The 22,180-nt window shown below is 71.4% G+C and carries 19 protein-coding genes; 13 read left to right on the plus strand and 6 right to left on the minus strand.

All coding sequences use genetic code 11. From position 1 onward, the window contains the following. The first annotated feature begins 32 nt into the window (after window positions 1-32). Entirely contained in the window at window positions 33-953 is a 921-nt protein-coding gene (locus EAO75_RS33450) for an NADP-dependent oxidoreductase (RefSeq protein WP_147998914.1), read from the plus strand. A 63-nt stretch (window positions 954-1,016) separates the two neighbouring features. Next, window positions 1,017-1,511: a MarR family winged helix-turn-helix transcriptional regulator gene (locus EAO75_RS33455; protein ID WP_147998915.1), complete on the plus strand. Its 495-nt coding sequence runs from the start codon at window positions 1,017-1,019 to the stop codon at window positions 1,509-1,511. Between the two features lie 77 nt (window positions 1,512-1,588). Here the strand turns inward: EAO75_RS33455 and EAO75_RS33460 are convergent, their stop codons facing one another. Next, on the minus strand, window positions 1,589-2,200 hold the full coding sequence (locus EAO75_RS33460; RefSeq protein ID WP_147998916.1) for a TetR/AcrR family transcriptional regulator: 612 nt from the start codon (window positions 2,198-2,200) through the stop codon (window positions 1,589-1,591). Between the two features lie 75 nt (window positions 2,201-2,275). Between EAO75_RS33460 and EAO75_RS33465 the strand changes: the two genes are divergently transcribed. The 4 genes from EAO75_RS33465 to EAO75_RS33475 all read left to right on the plus strand — a co-directional run bounded on the left by EAO75_RS33465 (window position 2,276) and on the right by EAO75_RS33475 (window position 9,940). Beyond that, a complete protein-coding gene (locus EAO75_RS33465; RefSeq protein WP_147998917.1) occupies window positions 2,276-3,043 on the plus strand; it encodes an SDR family oxidoreductase in 768 nt (255 codons plus the stop codon). A 100-nt stretch (window positions 3,044-3,143) separates the two neighbouring features. Continuing rightward, on the plus strand, window positions 3,144-3,506 hold the full coding sequence (locus EAO75_RS46165) for a hypothetical protein (protein WP_187284686.1): 363 nt from the start codon (window positions 3,144-3,146) through the stop codon (window positions 3,504-3,506). Between the two features lie 215 nt (window positions 3,507-3,721). Beyond that, window positions 3,722-6,991, plus strand: coding sequence for an FG-GAP-like repeat-containing protein (locus EAO75_RS33470; protein ID WP_261989530.1), 3,270 nt, complete (start codon window positions 3,722-3,724; stop codon window positions 6,989-6,991). Between the two features lie 144 nt (window positions 6,992-7,135). Then, window positions 7,136-9,940 carry a SpoIIE family protein phosphatase gene (locus EAO75_RS33475; protein ID WP_261989537.1) on the plus strand — a complete coding sequence of 935 codons (2,805 nt, stop codon included), beginning with the start codon at window positions 7,136-7,138 and terminating at the stop codon, window positions 9,938-9,940. Between the two features lie 11 nt (window positions 9,941-9,951). Here the strand turns inward: EAO75_RS33475 and EAO75_RS33480 are convergent, their stop codons facing one another. The 3 genes from EAO75_RS33480 to EAO75_RS33490 all read right to left on the minus strand — a co-directional run bounded on the left by EAO75_RS33480 (window position 9,952) and on the right by EAO75_RS33490 (window position 13,258). Next, window positions 9,952-10,704 carry a hypothetical protein gene (locus tag EAO75_RS33480; protein ID WP_147998919.1) on the minus strand — a complete coding sequence of 251 codons (753 nt, stop codon included), beginning with the start codon at window positions 10,702-10,704 and terminating at the stop codon, window positions 9,952-9,954. Then, the gene (locus tag EAO75_RS33485; protein WP_147998920.1) at window positions 10,701-12,365 is read right to left on the minus strand and encodes a serine/threonine-protein kinase; all 1,665 of its coding nucleotides are present in this window, start codon (window positions 12,363-12,365) and stop codon (window positions 10,701-10,703) included. Before EAO75_RS33485 ends, EAO75_RS33480 begins: the two co-directional genes overlap by 4 nt. Window positions 12,366-12,664: 299 nt before the next feature. Then, complete coding sequence (locus EAO75_RS33490) at window positions 12,665-13,258, minus strand: TetR/AcrR family transcriptional regulator (protein ID WP_261989531.1); 594 nt, start codon at window positions 13,256-13,258, stop codon at window positions 12,665-12,667. Between the two features lie 102 nt (window positions 13,259-13,360). Here EAO75_RS33490 and EAO75_RS33495 point away from each other — a divergent pair, with 102 nt between their 5' ends. From EAO75_RS33495 to EAO75_RS33505, 3 genes are all read left to right on the plus strand, one after another. Continuing rightward, window positions 13,361-14,584, plus strand: a complete 1,224-nt coding sequence (locus EAO75_RS33495; protein WP_147998922.1) for an alpha/beta hydrolase family protein — start codon at window positions 13,361-13,363, stop codon at window positions 14,582-14,584. A gap of 42 nt (window positions 14,585-14,626) precedes the next feature. Further along, entirely contained in the window at window positions 14,627-15,019 is a 393-nt protein-coding gene (locus EAO75_RS33500; protein WP_147998923.1) for a nuclear transport factor 2 family protein, read from the plus strand. 503 nt (window positions 15,020-15,522) lie between these two features. Next, on the plus strand, window positions 15,523-17,685 hold the full coding sequence (locus EAO75_RS33505) for a protein kinase domain-containing protein (RefSeq protein WP_147998924.1): 2,163 nt from the start codon (window positions 15,523-15,525) through the stop codon (window positions 17,683-17,685). Between the two features lie 23 nt (window positions 17,686-17,708). On the opposite strand, the gene EAO75_RS33510 is transcribed toward EAO75_RS33505, so the two are convergent. After that, window positions 17,709-18,362: an SRPBCC family protein gene (locus EAO75_RS33510; protein WP_147998925.1), complete on the minus strand. Its 654-nt coding sequence runs from the start codon at window positions 18,360-18,362 to the stop codon at window positions 17,709-17,711. A gap of 57 nt (window positions 18,363-18,419) precedes the next feature. Continuing rightward, on the minus strand, window positions 18,420-19,469 hold the full coding sequence (locus tag EAO75_RS33515) for a medium chain dehydrogenase/reductase family protein (protein WP_261989532.1): 1,050 nt from the start codon (window positions 19,467-19,469) through the stop codon (window positions 18,420-18,422). Between the two features lie 98 nt (window positions 19,470-19,567). Here EAO75_RS33515 and EAO75_RS33520 point away from each other — a divergent pair, with 98 nt between their 5' ends. The 4 genes from EAO75_RS33520 (at window position 19,568) to EAO75_RS33535 (ending at window position 22,168) form a co-directional block, all read left to right on the plus strand. Then, window positions 19,568-20,230: a TetR/AcrR family transcriptional regulator gene (locus tag EAO75_RS33520; RefSeq protein ID WP_147998926.1), complete on the plus strand. Its 663-nt coding sequence runs from the start codon at window positions 19,568-19,570 to the stop codon at window positions 20,228-20,230. Between the two features lie 183 nt (window positions 20,231-20,413). Beyond that, window positions 20,414-20,989, plus strand: a complete 576-nt coding sequence (locus EAO75_RS33525; RefSeq protein ID WP_147998927.1) for an NADPH-dependent F420 reductase — start codon at window positions 20,414-20,416, stop codon at window positions 20,987-20,989. Between the two features lie 119 nt (window positions 20,990-21,108). Then, entirely contained in the window at window positions 21,109-21,738 is a 630-nt protein-coding gene (locus EAO75_RS33530) for a transcriptional regulator (protein ID WP_147998928.1), read from the plus strand. Between the two features lie 10 nt (window positions 21,739-21,748). Beyond that, window positions 21,749-22,168: a RidA family protein gene (locus tag EAO75_RS33535; RefSeq protein ID WP_147998929.1), complete on the plus strand. Its 420-nt coding sequence runs from the start codon at window positions 21,749-21,751 to the stop codon at window positions 22,166-22,168. Window positions 22,169-22,180 lie beyond the last annotated feature (12 nt).

A 22,180-nucleotide genomic window follows, 5' to 3' on the forward strand; every position in this document is an offset into this window, starting at 1 on the left:
GGCCTCGAAGCCCACCTACAGAAGGGAGCACCATGCGTGCTGTCGTCCTCTCCGCGTACGGCGGTCCGGAAAAGCTCACCGTGTCGCACCTTCCGGAGCCCGCCGCACCGGATGCGTCCGCGGTCCTGATCCGCGTCTCGGCGGCCGGGGTCAACCCGGTCGACCTCCAGACGCGGGCCGGACGGCACGCGGGACACAGCGCCCTTCAACCGCCCATGGTCCTCGGCTGGGACGTGGCGGGGACCGTCACGGCCGTGGGCGATGACGTCACCGCTTTCCACCCGGGCGACCGTGTCATCGCGATGTCGGCACAAATGGCGACGGGACGGGGGACGTACGCCGAGATGGTGGCCCTGCCCGCGGACATCGCCGCGCCCGCCCCCGCCTCCGTCCCGCTCACCACGGCCGCGGGACTGCCGCTCGCCGGACTCACCGCGCAGCAGGCACTCGACGCCCTCGGCCTGCCGGAGGGTGCCACGCTGCTGGTCACCGGCGCCGTCGGCTCGGTCGGCGGGCTTGCGGTGCAGCTGGCGCGGCTGCGGGGATGGCGGGTCGTGGCGCAGGTCCGCCACGCGGCCGACGCCGAGGAGGCGCTGGCGCTGGGCGCGACGGAGGTGAGGGTCGGGGCGACCGAGCCACCCACCGCCGGCGAACCCGACGTCGACGGGCTGCTGGAAACCGCGGGTCTGCCGCAGGCGATCGGTGCCGTACGAGACGGCGGGCGCGTCGTCTCCATCGTGCCGACCAGGCGTCCGGTCGCGGAACGCGGCATCACGGTGACGGTGAACCACGTCGAACAGGACGGCGCGGGTCTCGCCGGGCTCACCGAAGCCGTCGACCGCGGCGCCCTTCGGCTGCGGTCCGCCAGGGAGTACGGCTTCGACGACGCGGCCGAGGCTCATCGGTCGCTGGCCGAGGGCGGCGTGCGGGGCAAGCTCCTGCTCGTGCCGTGACCCGCCCGCGCCGAACCGTCACCGAGCGCCGGACCCGTGCCAGAACGAACGAGGAAGCAGCCTGTGGCCGAGCCGTACGGCGGCGAAAGTCCCGAAACCGTCACCAACGCAGGCTCCCGGCTCTGGGAAAGAGTCCTTCCCCTGTTCACCACCATCGGGTACCAACTGGACCGCACGCTCCAGCGCAGTCATGACGTCAGCCTGGCCTCGCTCATGGCACTCGGTGCGGTGGCCGGTGGGCATCCGGAGCCGATGACGGTCGGGGCCGTGGCCCGGCGGCTGGGCGTGACGGCTTCCTCGGCGAGCCGAATGCTCGCACAGCTGGAGCGCTCGGGCTGGGTGAGCCGCGGCTCCTGGTCCGGCGACCGGCGGGTCAGCCGTATCCGGATGACCGAAGCGGGCCACGCCTTCTGGGAACAGGCCAGTCCCACGCTCGATCGCGAATTGGACGCGGCCTTCAACGTGCTGGCCTTCGACGAGAGGTACGCCCACGTCGTGGCCCGGCTGTGCCGGGGCACCGAAGCCGTTCCACGCGAAGAGGAGCCGGCCTCTTCGTGAGAACCCGCAGGGCGCCATGCGTGAACCCTCGCCGGGGATCCAACGGCCCGTACAGAAGGGGGCGTGAGCAGATGTGCTCACGCCCCCTTCTGCACGGGCCACACCGACATGGCGAGCTCGGCCACCCGCTCCAGTTCCCCCGCGCTCGCCCCGTCCCGCGCCTGTTGGGACATGCCCTGGACCACCGCCGCGAAGTAGACGGCCAGGGCGCGCGGTTCGACACCTTCGGGCAGCGCCCCGACCTTCTCGGCGTCGGCCAGTCGCTCCTCGAAGTCGCGGACGTTCGCCACCCTGCGTTCCCGCAGGTCCCGCTCGACATCGGCCGTCTGCGCCGAGTAGTTGATCGCCGCCGTGATGACCAGACAGCCTGCCGGGTGGTCGGGATCGGTGTACGACGTCGCCGCCTCGCGCAGCATTCTGGCGAACCCCGCACGGGCGTCGCTCTCCTCCTCCAGCGCCCTGCCCATGAAGGCGCCGAACGTTCCGCCGTAGCGGTCGACGACCTCGGTGAACAGGGTGCGCTTGTCGCCGAAGGCCGCGTACAGGCTGGGCGGAGAGATCCCCATGCCCCGGGTCAGATCGGCGATGGACGTGCCTTCGTAGCCGTGCTCCCAGAACAGCCGAGTGGCCTGCACGAGCGCCGCCTCGCGGTCGAAACTTCGCGGTCGTCCCCGCCTCGTCGTCGTCATGGCATGAATTTTACAGCGATCGCTACGTATTGCGTGTAAGCTTTTTCCATAGCCATCGCTACAGATTGGAAGGTCATGCGTTCACTCACGGGCAAGACGGCTCTGGTGACCGGCGGCAGCCGCGGCATCGGGCGGGCCACCGCCGAACGGCTCGGCAGGGAGGGCGCCCTCGTGGCCGTGCACTACGGACGCAACACCGCTGCCGCCGAAGAGGCGGTGGGGGCGATCCGGGCCGCGGGCGGCACGGGGTTCGCCGTACGGGCCGAGCTGGGCGCGGGTGGTGACGTGGAGGCCCTGTGGGCCGAGTTCGACCGCCAGGTCCTCGAGCACGGCGACCACGCCGGTCTCGACATCCTGGTGAACAACGCCGGCATCACGCCCCGCGGCCACATCGAGGAGACCACACCCGAGGCCTTCGACGAGGTGTTCGCCGTCAACGTGCGGGCCCCGTTCTTTCTGGTGCAGCAGGGGCTCAAGCGGCTGCGGGACGGCGGCCGCATCATCAACCTCTCGTCGGGGGCGACCCGCATCGCGCTGACCGACATCATCGCGTACGGCATGACCAAGGGCGCCATCGACACCTTCAGCCTCACGCTCGCCAAGGCCCTCGGAAACCGCGGCATCACCGTCAACTCGGTCGCGCCCGGCATCATCGACACCGACATGAACGCGTCCTGGCTCCGGGGCAACGAAGCCGCCGAACAGTCCGCCGGGGAGCTCTCGGCACTCGGCCGCGTGGGCCGCCCCGACGATGTGGCCGACGTCGTGGCCTTCCTGGCCTCGGACGACGCCCGTTGGGTGACGGGGCAGGTCATCGACGCCACCGGGGGCTCGCAGCTCTGATCTGATCTGAACCACGGCTCGCGCCATGGGCCTGCGCCACGCAAGGGTGTCAACGGGGACACCGCATCATCACGCACGACACTCTGCAGCTGGAGACCCCATGCATGTCGTCATCGCCTGGTGGGACGGAACTCGCTCCGCCGGAACCCCACACGCGGACAGCAAGGAATCCGCAGGCCGACCGGAAACCTCCGGCATCGGCCCCGATTCCTCCTCCGCCGGCGAGTTCCCAGGCCTGAGAACGAGCCGCTGGCTCACCGATCCGACCGCCGACCGGCAGGGCCTGGCCCTGCTGTGGGACAGCGCGGCCTCCGCCGCACGGTCCCTGCCGGCGCTCGCGGCGAAGACGTTCGGCTGCGCGCCGTCCGATCGCTGGGCCTTCGAGCTGGACGAAGCACTCCAGCCGAAGCCGGGCGGTCCCCTCGGGCTCCCGCAGGAGCTCAGCCTCCTGCTCCACGCCTGAAACGCCGTACTCCGCGCCCCCGGTTCACCCCCGCATCGGGGGCGCGGTCGCAGGTGTCAACGGCCGTACGGTGCAGGTAAGTCACTGCAGCCAGTCATGAACATGCTGTTAGGCTCCCGTCACGCGCGTGGGGGGAGCGGCCGGGGGGCCGGGGGAATTGCCAGGGCGTTGCCGTGTGTCCCGCCATGCCTTCTTCTTGCCTTTCAGGAGGAACGGTGGCCCGACTCGGCCGACCCGGACACAGACACAGACCGGCTCTTGGTTCACGCTCAGCACGTACCGCGGCCGTCCTGGCGACGGCGCTGACTCTCAGCCTTCCGCTCGCCGGCGTCCCGTCCTCGGCGGCAGCTGCGCCGCAGTCGGCCGCCGCGGCAGGAGAGTTCGTACTGCCCGCCGCCCCGCGTGCCGTCCCCAGGGCCACGCAGATCCTCAACGCGGGGACCAGCGGCTTCCTTTGGGCCCAGGAGGGCGACGACCGGCTCCTGTGGACGGACTACGCCACCGGCACCACGACCGCACTGGAGCAGCGGCTGGACGTCCCGGTGCAGTACGACATCGACAGCGGCTACTTCCGTGAGGCCGCGTCCTTCCAACCCGGCTACTACGGGGACGGTTCCGACACCGTGGCCCTCTACTCGGAGGAGGACTCGCAGGTCACCCTCCTCCAGGGCGCGGGCACCTCGGGCGGCACCACCGTGGTGCCGGTGCCCGAGTACCACGCCTACCGGGGCACCTTCGGCAACACGGTCCTCACCAGCACCAGCGGCTTCAACGGGAACCCGAACGCCTACCAGCTGTGGCGCGTCGAGGACGGGGGCGGGGCCGGGCAGACGCCCGTGACCGGGCTGCCGGACGGTGCGGGCAACATCGTCGTCGAGGACGGTGACGCCCGGTCCGTCATCCTGCGCTACGACACCGACGACGACAGCTGGGGCCACTGGGGCATCGTCGACCTCGCCACCGGCGAGTTCAGCGCACTGCCCGACCGGATCAACCCGGAGGACGGCTGGGAGGTGACCGGCTTCCGGCTGGGCGCCGACTCGGTGCTGCGGCTGCGCAGCGGGCGCGGCAAGGCGGACCTGTACGACCGCGACGACCTGTCCGCCTCGCCCCGTACCTTCGACACGGGCGCCCTGACCTACCAGGCTGCGTACGGGATCGTCGGTGACAAGCTGCTCGGCCTCGAACCGGTGGCGCCCGGTGACAACAGGTACCGGGGCCAGCCGCTGTGGGCGCTCACGTCCGACGGCACGGACACCGACCTGACCAAGGTCATGGACCCGGCCGCCCATGGGATCGTCCAGGCGCCGGACGGCTCCGTCCTCGTGGCGGGCGCCGAGCAGTACGTCGAGCGGGGCGACCTCGACTGGGGCATGTACCGGATCGCCCGTACCGCCGACGGCTCGGTCACCCGCAGCCGCCTGGCCGCCGTGCAGCCGATGCCCGCGCAGATCAACGGCCTCTCGCTCGGCAACGGCATCCTCACCACGGCCGACAACAGCACGCTGTACGAGCCCGGCACGATCATCGGCGCCTATCGCAGCACCTGGCTCACCACGAGCGGCACCCCGGGCGTCACCAAGACCACCGTGGACGGACTGGTCAGCGGGCGGGACGGCGACTGCACCGCCGGCGCCACCCGCTGCATCCGGATGTTCGCCGACGGCACCGGCCACCACGGCCGCCGCGACGCCACCGAGTCCGGCCTGACCATGCTGCGCGCCAACGGCGCCACCACCTGGGGCCCCACCCTCGACACGGGCGACGACAGCCCGCAGCTCAAAGACCTCTCCGGACGGTACGCGGTCGTCGACGGCGCCTCCTCCGGCGATCAGTACATCGGCGAGTTCCCCGACGGTTCGGCGGGCAAGGTCATGCAGGAGCGCGACCGCGTCGCCGCGGCCGTCTGGGGCAACACCCTGTGGAGCGGCGCGGCCACGGGAGGCAAGGTCACGGCCACCCGGCTTCCGTCCGGCACCGCCGTGGAGTCCTTCACCACCCGCAACGGCTGCACTCCGTCCGACCTCCAGGCCGTGGGCCGCTGGGTGTACTGGACCTGTGAGGACGCCTGGGGCGACGTCCAGGGCTCGGGCGTCTACGACCGTGTGGCCAAGCGCACCGCCACCGCCCCGGCCGGCAGGGTCCTGCTCGGCGACGGCTACCTCGTCGAGCGCGTCGGCGGCATCCAGTCGGGCAGCGGGCTGATCCTCATCGATCTGCACAACGGACTGCCGGCCAGCGGAAATCACACGGACCTGCCGAGCCGCAAGCTCGCCGGCTGGACCGACCTCGGCCGGGACAACCTCGGGGTGGGCACCACCTGGACCGTGGACCGCTTCGGCGGCGGCGTCGCCTACGCCGACCGCGAGCAGCGCGTCCACCTGCTGCCGACCGGCGTTCCGGCATCCGCGCTGTCGGCCATCGACTCCACGGTCACGTCCGGGGCCGCGAGCTGGTCCGGCACCTGGTGGCTGTCGAAGCCCGCCGCCTCCTGGAAGGCGACCGTCCGCCACAAGGCGTCCGACGTCAGCGTGCGTACCGTGTCCGGCTCCGCCGCCCGCGGTCTGCTCAAGGCCGCCTGGGACGGAAAGGACTCCGCGGGCCGCCTCGTCGCCAACGGTGCCTACACCTGGACGCTCACCGCCCAGCCCGCCGACGGCCAGGGCGCCGCCCTCACCCTCTCCGGCACCACCACGGTGACGGCCGGAGCGGCGGCACCGCGCGACTACGCGGGCAACGACGGCGTCGGCGACGTCCTCACCCTCAACTCCTCCGGCACCCTCACCATCCAGCGCGGCACCGGCACGGGCACGCTGGGCAGCAAGGTCTCCGGCGCAGGCTGGCCGACCACCTCGAGGTTCGTGCCGTTCGGCGACCTCAGCGGCGACCGGTGCAACGACGTCCTGGTCCGGCTGAGCAGCGGCGCCCTGCGCGCCTACCGCCCGGGTTGCGGCAAGGCGGCGACGCCCTCGACGCCGTACACCTCACTCGGTACCTCGGGCTGGGGCCAGTACGACGTGCTGACCTCGCCGGGGGATGTGAGCGGTGACGGCCGCCCGGACCTGATCGCCCGCAACGCCTCGACCGGCACGGTCTACCTGTACAAGGGCACCGGCACGGGCACGCTGTCGGCGCGCGTGAAGCTGTACGACAACTGGAAGACGTACAAGAAGGTCGTGGGTGCCGGTGACCTGAACGGCGACGGCATCGGCGACCTCCTGGCCCAGGACACGTCGAACAACCTGTACCGGTACGACGGCACCGGCAGGGGCACATTCAAGGCCCGCGTGAAGGTGTTCTCGAACTGGGGCGCTTCCTACAACGCGGTCGTCGGAGTGGGAGACATCACCGGCGACGGCAAGGCGGACCTCGTCTCGCGCGACACCAGCGGCAACCTGTACCGCAACAGTGGTGACGGTAAGGGGTCGTTCGGCGGTCGTACGAGGATCGCGACGGGCTGGCAGGGGTACAAGGCCGTCGTATAGGGGGTATCGACCTCGGGGCGCCCGCTGCCGAGCCCATCGGCTCGGGCGCCCCGTGGGGGCGTGAACCCCGCCGCTGCACCCCCCGCCCGGTGCGAAGATAATAAAGTGGGCGAAAATACCGAAAACGCTCCGCTGCGATCGGCGGTGCGGCAGACGGTGACAGCCGCCGACGCCCTGATCGGCATGGTGTACCTGTGCGACGGGCCCGGTGGCAGTCTTCGCCTGCAACCCGCGCTGACCAGCGCAATGCCGGAAGGCCTCCGCCTCAGCCAGGAGCAGGTCGGGGCCGAGACCGGGGCGGCAGCCGCCCGGGCGATCCAAGAGCGCGCGGTGGTGTGGCTGCCGGCCTCCCCCGGCCGGACCCCCGCCCCGCACACCGGCGTGGTGGGCGTTCCGCTGTCCCACGAGGGGGGCACCCTCGGGGCACTGTCGGTCGTGACCAGGCGGCCCGGGCCGCCCACCGCCGCCGAGCGCGACCTTCTCGACGTGGCCGCACGGTGGATCGCCGACCTGCTGGGTGCCGGCTCCGCGGACCGGCACACCGGGTCGGACTTCCGGGCGGCACGGGAGGCCGTGCCGGTCGGCGCGTGGGACTGGAACATCCGCACCGGCGACATCATCTGGGACGACGAGATGGCGCTCGTGCTCGGCCTGCCCCCGGACTACTTCGACGGACGGATCGAGACCTGGCGCGCACTGGTCCATCCCGAGGATCTGCCGGCCGTGGTGACCAAGGCGGAGCAGTCCCTGCGCAAGGGCGGGGAGTACAGCGTCAGGCACCGGGTGCTCCGCCCCGACGGCACCGTCGGGTGGGTGGAGGCCAGGGGGCGGATCACCGAGGGTGACGACGGGCTTCCGGCCCGTATGGTGGGCCGTCTGTGGGAGACCACCGAGACCCGGGCAGCCATGGACTCGGTCGGCCGTGCCTTGCAGCACATGAGCGACGGTTTCCTCGCCGTCGACTCCGACGGGCGGGTCATGTACGTCAACGAGCGGGCCCAGATGCTGCTCGGTCCCTCGGACGATCTCATCGGCCGAGTGCTGTGGGAACTGTCGGCGGTCGCCGTGCCCGCCCTCGCATCACGGTGTCGCAGTGCCATGGCGGACCGCGTCGCCACCGGTCTCGACGTGACGTCGCCGACGGACCGGCGCTCCTACCACCTGCGGATCATCCCGGTGCCCGACGGGCTGACGGTCTATCTGACCGATGTCACCGACAAGCGGGAGACGCAGGCCAGACGGGCCGCCGAGGAGCGCGCGGCCGCCGAGCGCACCACCCGTATCGGGGGCCTGACCAGGGCACTCGCCGAGGCGCTCACCGTGCAGGACGTGATCAACGCCGTGGCGGAGCGGATGCTGCCGCTCGTCGGGGCTTCGGGGCTGATCGTGCAGGCCTCCGGTCCCGGCGCCGCCCCGACGATCCAATCCGTCGGCTACCCCCGCTCGTACATCGACCGGCTCCCGGACCGGCCCGAGAACAACCCTTTCGACCAGGCACTTCGCGACGGTGTGCCGCGGTTCATCGGCTCCCCACAGGAACTGGAGACCCGATATCCCGGGCTCGCCGACTTCGCGTCCCTCGGCGGAAAACACTCCTGGGCCTTCCTCCCGCTGATGGTCTCCGGGCACGTGGTGGGCGGCTGCGTCATCTCCTTCGACACGCCGCGCCACCTCGAGGACACCGAGCGCGGACTGCTGATCGCGCTGAGCGGGCTGATCGCGCAGACGCTGGAGCGGGCCCGGCTGTACGACGCCGAGCATCACCGCGCACAGGAGTTGCAGCGCGGTCTGCTGCCGCGCGTACTGCCGTTGCTGCCCGCCGTCACCACCGCCGCCCGTTACCTCCCGGCCAGCGAGGGCATGCTGGGCGGCGACTGGTACGACGTCATCCCGCTGTCCGGCGACCGGGTCGCGCTGGTGATCGGCGACGTCATGGGCCACGGCCTGTCCGAGGCGGCGACCATGGGGCGGCTGCGCACCGCCGTACACACCCTCGCCGGCCTCGAACTGCCCCCCGACGAATTGTTCGCGCACCTCAACGACCTGGTCAGTGATCTCGGCGATGACTTCTACGCCACCTGTCTGTACGCCGTGTACGACCCGGCCACCGGCAACTGCACCGTCTCCAGCGCCGGGCACCCGCCGCCGGCCGTGGTCAGCCCCGACGGCACGGTCCGCCTCCTCGACGTGACGGCCGACCCACCCCTCGGCGCGGCCGACCCGCCCTTCGAGACGACCCAGCTGGTGCTGCCCGAGGGGAGCCTCCTGGTCCTCTACACCGACGGGTTCATCGAGTCCGCCCGCCGCGACATCGACACCGGCATCGTGCAACTGGCCACCGCCCTCGCCACGGTGGCGGACGCCGCGCCCCCTGCCCGTGCGACCGGACCGTGGGCGCCGTCCCATGTCAAGGAGCGGACGGACGAGGCCGGCCGCCTGGACCGACTGTGCGCCTCGCTCACCGCGGCCCTGCTGCCGGAGGGCGAGCAGACCGGCGACGACGCGGCCGTGCTCGTCGCCCGGGTGCACGCTCTGCGCCCCGAGGACATAGCTGTCTGGACGCTCCCGGACAGCCCGGTCGCGGCCGGTCAGGCCCGCTCCCACATCCGCAGCCGACTCGCCGAATGGCAGCTCGACGAGCTGGTGATGACGACGGAACTGCTCGCCAGCGAGCTGGTGGGCAACGTCGTGCGCCACGCCAGGGGACCTCTTCAACTGCGCCTCGTTCGCAGCCGCACCCTCATCTGCGAGGTCTCCGACGGAAGCCTCACGACCCCCCGCGTCCGCCGTGCCCTGGACACCGACGAAGGCGGGCGCGGACTGCAGCTGGTCGCCGCGCTCAGCCAGCGCTGGGGTGTCCGCTACACGCTCGACGGCAAGTGCATCTGGACCGAGCAGCCGCTGCCCGCCGCCCCGCCCGCACCCACCACGGGCCTGGCACAGACCTAGGGGTGGGCCCGTCAGGGGCAGTCGTACGTGAAGTGAGCGGTGACCCCGCGCGGGGTCGGGGAGAGGATGCGCAGCTCGGCCTGTGCCGAGCGGTGGCCCTCGCCCTGGAACGTCCACAGCAGGTGAAGACGCGCCTGTCGCTGGCCCCGGACCACCACTTCACTCAGAACGCCCGAGGTGGTGCCGTCGCTTCGGATCCAGCGGTAGGAGATTCTGCCCGGACGGCCGTTCGTCGTGACGAGGCCGACGATGTCCGCGGTGCCGTCGCACCCCAGAACCGTCGGCCGGGCGGTGACCGCCACCGCGCTCACCGCGGCGGACGGACCGAGGCGCTGCCAGGCAAGGAACGCGAGGACACAGAGCAGCACCAGCGCGGGCAGGGCGTGTCTGCGCAGGTGTCTGCGCGGGGGCGTGCGAGGCGGCGGCACGGCGGGCAGAGTGCGGTGGGTGCGGTGCGCGACGTCGGCGGTCACACCCGGGCCGAAACGCAGCACGGTGCCTTCGACGCGGTCGGGCAGCGTCGGCCCCGTCTCCGCCGAGGGCTCTTCGATGAGGGTGTCGCCCGACGCAGGTCTCTGGATCCAGTGGCTGGCCAGCACGGTGGCGCTGTACTCGGCGTCGGCGGGGCCGGGTTCGCCGCTCGGGGGGCGGTCGTCGGTGGGGCCGAGGTGGAGAGTGGAGGCGTGCTCGTCCGCGGGTACCAGCACCTCGGTCGGCTCGTGGTCTTCGGCGGGCGCGGGAGTTCGGCCGTTCTGAGCGGTCATCGGATCTCACACTGCCTGGTCAGGAGCTGCTGCGAGGCGCCACCGTCGGCAGCGGCCGGGGTGGTCGTGGCCTGAACCGCCCAGTAGCAGCCATCGCGTGGGAAGGCGTGGTCGACGGTGATCGTGTACTGCGTCGCGCCGCTGCGCTCGAAGGTCTGGGGCGCACCGTCGGGGGCGCCGAGCTGTCCCGCGGTGTCGCCTCTGAACCACGCGATGGTGAGGGAGACCGGACCGGTGCCGTCCGTGGTGACGTCGATGGTTGCCGTGGCGGTCGTGGGGCCCGTCTGCCGGAAGGCCGACACCGCGACGTCCTTGACGGCGGGAGCGGCAGGCGAGGCGGGGGAAGCGGTCGTCGGCGTCGCCGTGGTGGTCGCACCTGCGGGCGTGGTCGTCTCCTGGCCCCCGGCCGAGGTGGCGGAGGTGGCAGAGGCCGAGGGTCCCCCCGTCCCGGTGGGCGCCGCTCCTGACGGCGACAGACCGGGTGACGCAGACAGGTCGGCCGACGCGGTGGGCGTCGGGGACGAGGACGTGGAGGCCGACCCGGTGGGAGCGGTGGACGCTGCGGGCTGCGCGCCCGGCTGCGCGCTGGTGGTGGCCAGGGACTGCGCCGCCTGCTGCTGGTCAGCCCCTGGGGTGTACTGGATTGAGTAGGTCAGGAGAACACCCAGGAGCACGGCGGCACCTGAGACGAGCATTCCGGGCCGGCCGGGCAGCCACGACCGCGCCGAGCCGTGCCCCGCCTCCCGGCTCAGGACCGTGCGTGCGGTGTCCGTGGTGGTCCGGGGCGTGCTACGGGCCGAGGGCAGCAGCAGCGGCAGCAGTGCCACCAGCGCGGCGAGCCGGCCGCGACCGCGTTCCTCCCAGTCGGGCCCGTAGGCGCCGTCGGCCGCCGCCTCCAGTTCCGTGACGAACGCCTCGGCCTGCGTGGGCCGTTCCTCAGGGTCCTTGGCCAGACCACGCCGTACCAGATCCCGGATCGGTTCGGGGACCTCGTCCACGGGGATCGGTGCGTCGACGTGCTGCAGGGCGAGTTCGGCGAGATTGTCACCCGCGTACGGCTTGTGGCCCGTCAGGCACTCGAAGAACGTGGCCGTGGCCGCGTACACGTCGGCGGCGGGTGAGGCAGGCGCGCCCGTCCACTGCTCCGGGGCCATGTAGGACGGGGTTCCCGCCACACCGGCGCTGGTGCCCGCGTCCACCGCGATCCCGAAGTCGACGAGCTTGGACGATCCGTCCGGGACGACCAGGACGTTCGCCGGCTTGTAGTCGCGGTGGACGACGCCGACGCGGTGCGCGTCGGCCAGGCCGAGCAGTGATCCCTTGAGGACGACGAGCGCGGCCTCGGGGGTGAGCGGGCCCTGTCCGGTCAGCAGCGTCCGCAACGAGACACCGTCCACCAGCTCCATCACGATGGCGGCGCCGTGCGGGCTCTCCACGTACTCGTACAAGCCGGTGACGTACGGGCTCTCAAGTCCGCCGAGCAGCCGCGCCTCCGCCCTGAAATCGTGCACGAAGCCCGGCCGGGTGCGCAGTGACTCGCTGAGGTACTTCACCGCGACCGGAACGCCGGTCTCCTCATGTACGGCCAGGACGACCCGTCCGCTCGCCCCGGACCCGAGCTCCAGTGATTCGGCGTATCCGGGCACTGCCCATGCGTTCATTCCATCCCCCCAGGCCTGCGCGCCACCGCAACCTCACCCGCTCCCGAACGACCGGGCCACGCGCGAAGAGAGACACATTTTCGGCCACAGCGGTTGCGGTGCGGCGTCCGCGGGTTCCCGCTCCGGGCACCGGCCGACGCGGCAGGCGCTGGGCGGCACGGAGCGATGGCGCTGCCGGGCCGGTGGGGCCCGACTTGCACGCCGTGGCCGGAAGTATCCGGGAGATGCACCTGGTCCTCAAGGTCTGCCGCGCCTACTTCTGTGCCGACGGCCGCGGCATCGCACCGGACGCGCCACGCTTACGCCGAGCCCGGCGCAGCCGTGTTGGCAAGGAGTCTGTCCACGAGGAGTTCCGCGTAGCCGGAGGCCGGCAGGTCGATGCCGAAGATCGCCCGCAGGTAGAGCGGTGCGATGAGCTGGTCGAGGATCTCCTCCACGGGCGGCGGGGTTTCGCCACGGGCCGCGGCCCGCTCGCGGATGCGCTCGATGGAGTCGAGCCGGCGCCGGAATTGCTGTGCGCGTTCCGCCTGCGTGTGGGCGCTGCTCGGCATGGACAGGACGACGGCTCGCACGAGTAGCCGGCCTTCGGGGGTGCGGATGCTCTCCACCCCCGCTTCCACCCAGGCGGTGAGGTCCCCGCGCAGGGTGCCGGTGTCGTTCAGCGGCCAGTCCCGTTCGAGGCGGGCGGTGACCACGTCGGCCAGGAGAGCCTCACGACTACCCCAACGCCGGTAAATGCTGGTGTGGTTGACCCCGGCGCGTTGAGCGATCGCGGGGATGGTGAGGTCCGCGCCCTCGGAGTCGGACAGCAGGTCGATGACCGCCTGGTGGACGGCTGAGCGGACCTGCTCGGAGCTCTTGCGGATGCGGGCGGCCGGTTGTTTCGAAGTCACCCCCACATCGTAAGCACAGATGTTTGCTTCGCGGCGCTCATGGGTCTACTGTCATCTCCGCAAGCACAGATCCGTGCTTGCGGCGGTTCCGAGGAGGGCGCCATGAAGCAGCTGCTGTTCCCGAACAACACCCAGTTCTGGTACGAGACCCTGCGCTCGATGAGCCACATCGCCTACGGCGGCGCCGACTTCGGCGAGGTCGTCTCCACCAGCGAGCGCATCGTCGAGGGCGACTACGACAGCTGGCACAAGGAGTGGCTGGCCACCGCCGACCGGGTGTCGGCCGAAGCGCAGAAGGCCCTGGACGCCGGCCACACGATCAGCGCCCGGGACGGATTCCTGCGGGCGTCGAACTACTACCGCTCGGCGGAGTTCTTCCTGCACGGCCACCCCTGCGACCCCCGCCACGACCACGCCTACGACCGCTCCGTGGCCTGCTTCCGCTCGGCGGCGGCGCTGTACACCCCGGTCATCGAACCGGTCGGGATTCCGTACGAGGACACCACCCTGCCCGGCTACCTCTACCGGGCCGACACCACAGGAGAGCCGCGGCCGACCCTGATCATGCACAACGGCTTCGACGGCACGGCCGAGGAGATGCACTTCTTCGGGGCACTGGCCGGCGTCGAGCGCGGCTACACCGTGCTGGTCTTCGACGGCCCCGGTCAGCCCGGACCGCGCCACCACCAGGACCTGGTCTTCCGCCCCGACTGGGAGAACGTCATCACCCCGGTGATCGACTTCGCCGAAACCCTCCCCGAGGTCGACAACAGCCGCATCGCACTCCTCGGTTGCAGCATGGGCGGCGTACTCGCCCCCAGGGCCGCGGCCTTCGAACACCGCCTGGCCGCGCTGATAGCCGTCGACGGCGTCTACGACCTCGGCCAGGTATCCGTCCGCAACATCCCCGGCGACCGTGAGGCAGCCGAACGCCTCCTGCGCGCCGACTCCGCCCCCGAACTCGACGACGCGATGGAGCGGATCATGGCCACCGACGCGACGGCGCGGTGGGCGATCAACCACGGCATGTACGTCATGGGCGTCGACACCCCCCGAGCCTTCAGCGCCTCCTACCTCGACTACACCCTCGGCGGCGGCATCGCCGAGAAGATCCAGTGCCCCACCCTCGTCTGCGACGCCGCCGAGGACGAGTTCTTCAAGGGCCAGCCGGAGCAGCTCTACGACCACCTCACCTGCCCCAAGACCCTGATGGTGTTCACCGCCGAAGAAGGCGCCGGCGCCCACTGCCACACCGGCGGCATGCGCCTCTGCCTTGCCCGCATCTACGACTGGCTCGACACCACCCTCACCACCACCGGCGCCTGAGCCACGCATCCCTCCCGTCCGCATCTCCTCGAAGGACCTCTCATGACCCGCACCGGCATCAAGGCCGCCCTCACCGACCTTCTCCTCGACGACGACATCACCCTGACCGAGGCCGCCGACCGCCACTTCACCCCCGACTACCGCCAGCGCACCGACGGCGAGTGGGCCGACCGCGCCCAGTTCCTCGACCACATCAGCCACCTGCGCACGCTCGTCGCCGACGGCGAGGTCGAGGTCCACGAAGAGCTCTACGACGGCGACAAGTACGCCGACCGGCACACCTGCCACATCACCAAGAAGGACGGCACCACCGTCACGATGGAGGTCTACGTCTTCGCCGACCTCGCCCCCGACGGCCGCTTCCAGCGCATCGAGGAAACCACCCTCATGCTCAAGGGCTCCGACGCCGACCGCACCATCGGCAGCGCCCGCTGACCCCACCCACGCCGCGGAACGCCTTCGCCGCGAACACCGTCGCGCAGAACCCGACCGTCATCGCGGACCGGTCGTCGAGGACCCCGACCGGGGCCGGCTGATCCGGCTCGTGCCGCCCGGCACCAGCAGGCGGTGGCAGCCGCACGGGGACGCGGCCTGTCTGGGGCAGCCGCACGGGGACGCGGCCTGTCTGGGGCAGCCGCACGTTCTCTCCCTCCCGCCGCCGCATCGCACCCGGCCGGCCGGCGTGTTCTGGCGTCGGCGCCTGCACGGCGACCGCCTGGTGTCACCGGCGCCGCTGTACGACCTCTTCGACCGCGTGCCGGGGCCGGGGCGGAAACCCGTCTGGTGCCCCGAGTTGAGCCCCCAACAGGACGGATGCCCCTCGCTCGGCTCAGGGGCACAGTGACGCAGATCCGTGACAGGCGCCGCTCCGCCCCCGGGGCGGCAGGCCCTACGCTGATCCCCGTGAGGCAGGCAGGCGCTGGGAAGGATGATCGGCGATGACGCCCCTGAGCACCGGGGACCCGGAGTCCATAGGCGGGTACACCCTTCTCGGTCGGCTCGGGGTGGGCGGCATGGGAGTCGTCTATCTGGGAGTCTCCGCCTCGGGACGGCAGGTCGCGGTCAAGCTCGTGCGCGGGTCGTACGCCCAGGAGGAAGAGTTCCGCACACGCTTCCGGCAGGAGATCGCGGCGGCGCGCAGAGTGAGCGGCGCCTTCACCGCGCCTGTCGTGGACGCCGACCCGGACGCCGACCGGCCGTGGATGGCGACGCTCCATGTGCCGGGGCCCACGCTTGCCGAAGTCGTGGCGAAGGAAGGTCCGCTGAGCGGGCGGAAACTGCGCGCGCTGGGGCTCGGGCTCACCGAGGCGCTGGGCGACATCCACCGGGCGGGCCTGGTGCACCGGGACCTCAAACCGGGCAACGTCCTGATGACCGAGGACGGGCCGCGCGTCATCGACTTCGGCATATCGCGCGCTTCCGACAACCAGAGCCTCACCGTGACCGGGCGCATCATCGGCACTCCGCCCTTCATGTCGCCGGAACAGCTGGCCTCTCCCCGAGAGGTCACCCCGGCCTCGGACGTCTTCTCGCTGGGGTCACTGCTGGTGTTCGCGGCCGTCGGCACAGGGCCGTTCGACGCCGACAGCCCCTATATGACCGGCTATCAGGTGATGCACGAATCCCCGGACCTCGACGGGGTGCCCGAAGCGCTCCTGCGCATCGTCGAGCGCTGCCTCGACAAGGACCCGGCCGCACGGCCGGAACCGGCGGATCTGCATCGCATGCTGCGGGCGCTGCCGGAATCCGACGCCACCGCGCCCCAGAGGGTCAGAGAGTCCGCGAAACCCCGGCCCCGCCCCGCCCCTTGGGGCGCGGCCACCGCCTCCGCGCACGCCGCGACCCGCACCGGATCCGGAGCCGGCAAGGGACGCCGGACCCGGATGCTGCTGGCCGGCCTCGGCACGGCGCTTGCCGTCGCGGGGTTGACCGTCGCGGCGGGCGTCTTCGTCTCGGGCCGGGACACGACCACCCCCTCCGACAACGCCGCCGCCACGGCCACCGCTCGTGCCGCGTCGCTGCCCGACGGCTGGCGACCGTGGCGCACGGCCCTTCGGTACGACGTGCCGGGTGTCCCTCTCGACTACCAGGCCCCCGGATGCGTGGCGGACGGAACGGCCCTGTTCTGCGGCGGTACGGGCTTCACGGCCGCCAGGATCGACGCGGCCTCCGGCCGCACCCTGTGGCGAGCCGGCACCCGCCCTCAGGGGGTGCAACCGATCGGCGTCCGCGACGGATTGGTCTACGTCTACGAGGATCCGGACGATACGACCAGGCGCCTGGTGGCCCTCGATGCCGGTACCGGACACCGGCGGTGGCAACGCGACATCAGCGGGTCCGAGGACGCGATCCTGTACGACGGAGGACTGCTGACCCTGTCCGACGACCACGCGTGGTTCGTCGCCTACGGTCCTTCCGGCAAGGAACTGTGGCGGGCGCCCTCGTTGGACGAGTACTGCACCACGTCGGTGCTGGGAGGCACCCCTTACGCCCTGTGCTCGGCCGGCACCGAGCCCGGCCAGGCCCCGGTCGACCTGATGAAGCTCGAACCCGGCAGCCTGACGGAAACCGCCGCACTGCCCCGGAAGGCGCAAGCGCTCGGCGCTGTGGGCGGGCAACCCCTGTTCCTCGCCCCCCAGACCGCGAAGGACGTCTACGAATCCGGGTACGAACGGCCGTACAACGCGCTGCTGCGAGTGGACCCGGAGACCCGGCAGGTCAGACGGATACCGCTGGCACGTCCGCTGACCGGCGCGGCCACGCTGGTGGACGGCGTCGTCTACTTCGTCCGGTCCAACGGGTCGGTCACCGCGGTGTCGGCGGACAGCGGCAGGCAACTCTGGCAGAAGACGACGGACATGGAGAGTCTGTCCGCGCCCGTGGTGTCGGCGACGTACAAGCGGGTCTATTTCTCCAACCGCTTCGGCCGTCTGCTGGCACTGGACAGCCGCACCGGAGCGGAGGTGTGGCGCACCTCCGCGCTGGACGACCCTGGGGACAAGGCTCAGGGCACCCCGCCGCGCGTGCTGCTCGTCAAGGACGCGATCGTGGCGACGGCCGGCGACACGGCCTTCTCCCGTAGCCCCGACGGGTCCACCTGACCGGACGGTGCCGCCCGATCCGGTCAGTGGGAACGCGGGTGCTCGCCGGCGTCGGCCTCGGCGGTGGTCCTCAGGTCGTCAAGCCACGCTTCGAGGCCCCCGGCGAGGGCCGCGGTCGCGGTGGGCACGTCTGCTTCGACCTGGTCGCCGGTCCAGGTTTCCTCGGTGTGGACGCGCACGCCGCCCTTGACCTTCTTGAAGGTCCACAGATGGACGCCCTCGTCGATACGCAGCCCCTCACCGATCGCGGGTCCGCTCCACAGGATGCAGTCGTGGCGCCTCAGTTCCTGGACGGTGGAGGTGATGGCGAGTGTGGTGGCGGGCGTCGTGGGGGTGGCGGGCGCGGGGGTCGTCCACCGGAACCGCGAACCCGGCTTCAGACGGCCGGAGTCGAGACGTTCGGCGGTGGTGACGGGCGGCTGCCAGGACGGCCAGCGTTCGACGTCGGTCTGCAGCTTCCAGACCGTGCTCAGTGGCGCCTTGATCAGGACGTCGGACTCGTAGCGGATGAGGGCGTCGGAGTCGACGCCTCGCCCGCCGCACCGGGACGACGTACCGCCATGAGGTGTGGCCTGGGCGGTCGGGATGGTGCTCGCGAGAACGGCGGCGACGGCAAGCGCGGTCGTGACCGCGGCCTTACCCGCGCGGGGTGACTTCGACGGGCCGGTGCTGAACATGGGGTTCCTCTCGATTCGTTGCGGTGATCGGGTCGGGCCACTCGGGTGCGGTGCTTGCTAGGGGTTCAGTACGACCTTTCCGGCGACGGTGCCCGACTCGGCCAGGCGCAGGGCGTCGGCGATGCGGGTGAGCGGCAGTTGCGCGGCGATCTGGGCCGTGACCTCGCCGCGCTGGAGGGCGGCGAAGACCTGCGTGAGGTCGCTGCGCAGACGGGCGCGGAAGCGGTTCTTGGCCAGGGCCCGGCCGGCCCAGACATTGAAGAAGTACGCGCGGCGGCGGCCCGGCAGGGCGTTCCACAGCCACACCCGGCCGAGCAGCTTGAGCACGGGCCACTGCTTGGAGCCCTCGTCGTCCCTGGTCGAGGCGCTGCCGTACGAGACGAGCGTGCCGCCGGGGGCGAGGAGTCGCCAGGAGTCGACGATGCCGCGGCCGCCGATGTGGTCGAAGACGGCGTCCACCCCCTGCGGGGCGAGTTCGCGGATCCGGGCGGCGACGTCGGCGGCGCGGTAGTCGACCGGGGCGACTCCCCGTTCCCTCAGGGCGTCGTGGTGGCGCTCGGACGCCGTGCCGATCACCCGGGCGCCCGCGGCCTGGGCGAGCTGGACCAGGACCGAACCGACACCGCCGTTCGCGCCGTGCACCACGACGGTGTGCCCCGCACGGACGCGGGCCTTGCGGTGCAGCATCTGCCAGGCGGTGATGCCGTTGACGACGAGGGTCTCCGCCTCCGCCGCGCCGATCCCGTCGGGCACCGGCACCACGTCCGCCGCGTCGACGAGCACATGGCTGGCCCAGCCGCCGACCTTGACCAGCGCGGCGACCCGAGTGCCGGCCAGGCCGGGCTCGACGCCCTCGCCGGTCGCCAGCACCGTACCCACGAGGTCGTAGCCGGGGACGAACGGGAAGGGGGGCTGGTCGTAGTAGCGGCCGCGCCGCATCTGCTGCTCGGCGAAGGAGACGCCGGTCGCCTCCATCCGGATCACGACCTGACCAGGGCCCGCGGCGGGTACGGCTCCCTGCCGGATCCGAAGCCCTTCGGGCTCGACCTTGCCCGGCAGAACGACCTCGACGAGTCCTTCGGCGTTCGCGGCGTTCATGGCATTCATGGCGACCTCCACAGAGTCTGAGTTACTCGGCTTCGCGTTAGTTAGAAGCTATAACTCAGATTCGGGAGAGTCAATAGCTTCAGTGATAACCTCTAACTATGGTGAACTCGGAAGCGAAGACCCCGCGTGAGCGCTACCGCGCCCAGGTGCGTACGGAGATCAAGCAGCGCGCGTGGGAACAGATCGCCACGGCGGGCGCGTCCGCACTCTCCCTCAACGCGATCGCCAAGCAGATGGGCATGAGCGGACCCGCTCTGTACCGGTACTTCGGCGGCCGCGACGATCTGATCACCGAGCTCGTCAGGGACGCGTACCGAAGCCTCGCCGACACCTTCAGCGCGGCCGCGCAGGCCGGAGCGGATGCGGCCGGGCTGGCGCACGCCTTGCGGGGATGGGCCCTGCAGGACCCCCAGCGTTACTTCCTCATCTACGGCACGCCGGTCCCCGGCTACCAGGCGCCCGACGACACCACCGCGATCTCGGCGGAGATCATGGCAACCCTGCTGAACGCCTGTGCCGCGCTGCCCTTGGGCGGACCGGCGACACCGTTCGACGCGCACCTCGAGGACCACCGGGACTGGGCGGGCGACCATCCCGCTCCGCCCGCGGCGCTCCACCGGGCCCTGAGTTTCTGGACCCGGCTGCACGGCGTTCTGTCCCTGGAACTCGCCGGCCAGTTCACCGGTATGGGAATCGACCCCGCACTGCTCTTCGCCGCCGAGCTGGACGACCTGGTCACCGGCGCGCCCTCCCCCGGGTGACGCCGACAGGCAGGGCGACCGCCGCAGGCCACCGCCCCACCGCCCCACTACCCCACCGCTGGTGACCCTCACCGATCCGGACAACACTGAATTGCGGGGCGGCCGCGTCGTCGAGCAGCGCGTGTTCGCCGAGGTCCGACCTGTCGGCATCCGGCGCTGCCCGGACAAGCACAGGAGGTCACCGTGGCGCACATCAGCATCATCGGCACCGGCAAGATGGGCCAGGCGATCGCCGGCCTCGCCGCCAAGGGCGGCCACACCGTCGAGCAGCTCAACACCTCCGCCGGTGACAAGCCGGTGACCGGCGACATCGTGGTGCTCGCGGTCCCGTATCCGGCCGTCGCCGACATCGTCGCCGAACGTGGTGATCAACTCGTCGGCAAGGTGGTCGTGGACATCACGAACCCGATCGACTCCGCGACGTTCGACGGGCTGACCGTTGCGGCCGACAGCTCGGCCGCCGCCGAGATCGCGGCGGCGCTGCCCGAGGCGCGGGTCCTCAAGGCGTTCAACACCAACTTCGCGGCCACCCTCGCCGCCGGCACCGTCGGGGGGCAGCCCACCACGGTGCTCATCGCGGGCGAGGACGCGGACGCCAAGGCACTGCTGGCCGACGTGGTCGGCGCGGCCGGCCTGCGGGCCGTGGACGCCGGCGGGCTGAAGCGAGCCCGTGAGCTGGAGGCGATGGCGTTCCTGCAGATCAGCCTCGCGGCCGCCGAGAAGATCTCGTGGACCGGCGGGTTCGGCGTCGTCTCCTGACCCAGACTTTGGACCGTGGATGACTTTGGACTGTGAATCCAAATCTGGACAGTTGAGCCAGCCGTGGATATCGTTCCTGTTCCCCAGGCAGCCTGGGTGCCCACAGCGGAAGAGGATCCATGGACCACGGCACGGACGAGCACTTCATCCGGGAGGCCGAGAAGATCGCCGTGGCCCTGGGCCGGATGTTCCCCGGCCTGTGCGAAGTGGTCCTGCACGATCTGCGTGACCCGCAGCATGCGATCCGGGCGATCGAGAACAACCTCTCCGGCCGCCAGGTCGGGGATTCCGCGACCGAGCTGGGACTCGCCCGCATCGCCGACCCGCAGTACCCGAGCGTCATCCAGAACTACCCGGGCCGGTTCCCCGACGGCCGCCCCGCGAAGAGCACCTCCATCGGCATCAAGAACGCGGCGGGCGAATACATCGCGGCCCTGTGCCTGAACCTCGACGTCTCCGTGCTGTCACCGGTGACACTCGCCCTGTCCAACCTGGTCGCCACCGACACCGAGCACCGCGACCAGCCCCTGGAGACCCTGCGCAACCGCAACGCGCGCGAGCTGCGCCGGACGGTCGAGGCGCTGGCCGCGGAACGCGGAGGCACGCCGAGGTCGCTGAGCCGGGAGGGCAAGAAGGCGCTCGTACGGCAGCTGCACCAGGACGGCTACTTCGACTCGCGCGACGCCGCGCAGGCCATCGCGGACCTGCTCGGCGTGTCCCGGGCGACCGTCTACAACTACACGAAGTGAAAGGGTCTTCATGACCACCGCCGGTTCGACCACTGATCCCGTTCCCGCGGCGCCGGCCCTGATCGACAGTGCGGAGCTGACAGCGCCGGCCGGCCACTACTCGCACATCGCCGTGCACCGCGGTCTCGCCCACATCTCCGGCCAGCTGCCCGTCACACCCGACGGCGACAAGCTCACCCGGGAGCCGTTCGCCGTCCAGGCCGAGCAGGTGCTGCGCAACATCGACGCCTGTCTGGCCGGCGCCGGCACCAGCCGCGACCGGCTGGTGTCCGTCACCGTGTACGTGACCGACATCGGGGACTGGCCCGCGTTCGATCGCCTCTACGCGCAGTGGCTGGGATCTCACCGCCCCCAGCGCGCGGTGGCCGGCGTGAAGGAGCTGCACTACGGATCGGCCGTGGAGGTGCACGCCGTTGCCGCCGTCGACTGACCCCCGCACGTC

The organism is Streptomyces sp. UW30 (assembly GCF_008042075.1).
Taxonomy (GTDB): domain Bacteria; phylum Actinomycetota; class Actinomycetes; order Streptomycetales; family Streptomycetaceae; genus Streptomyces.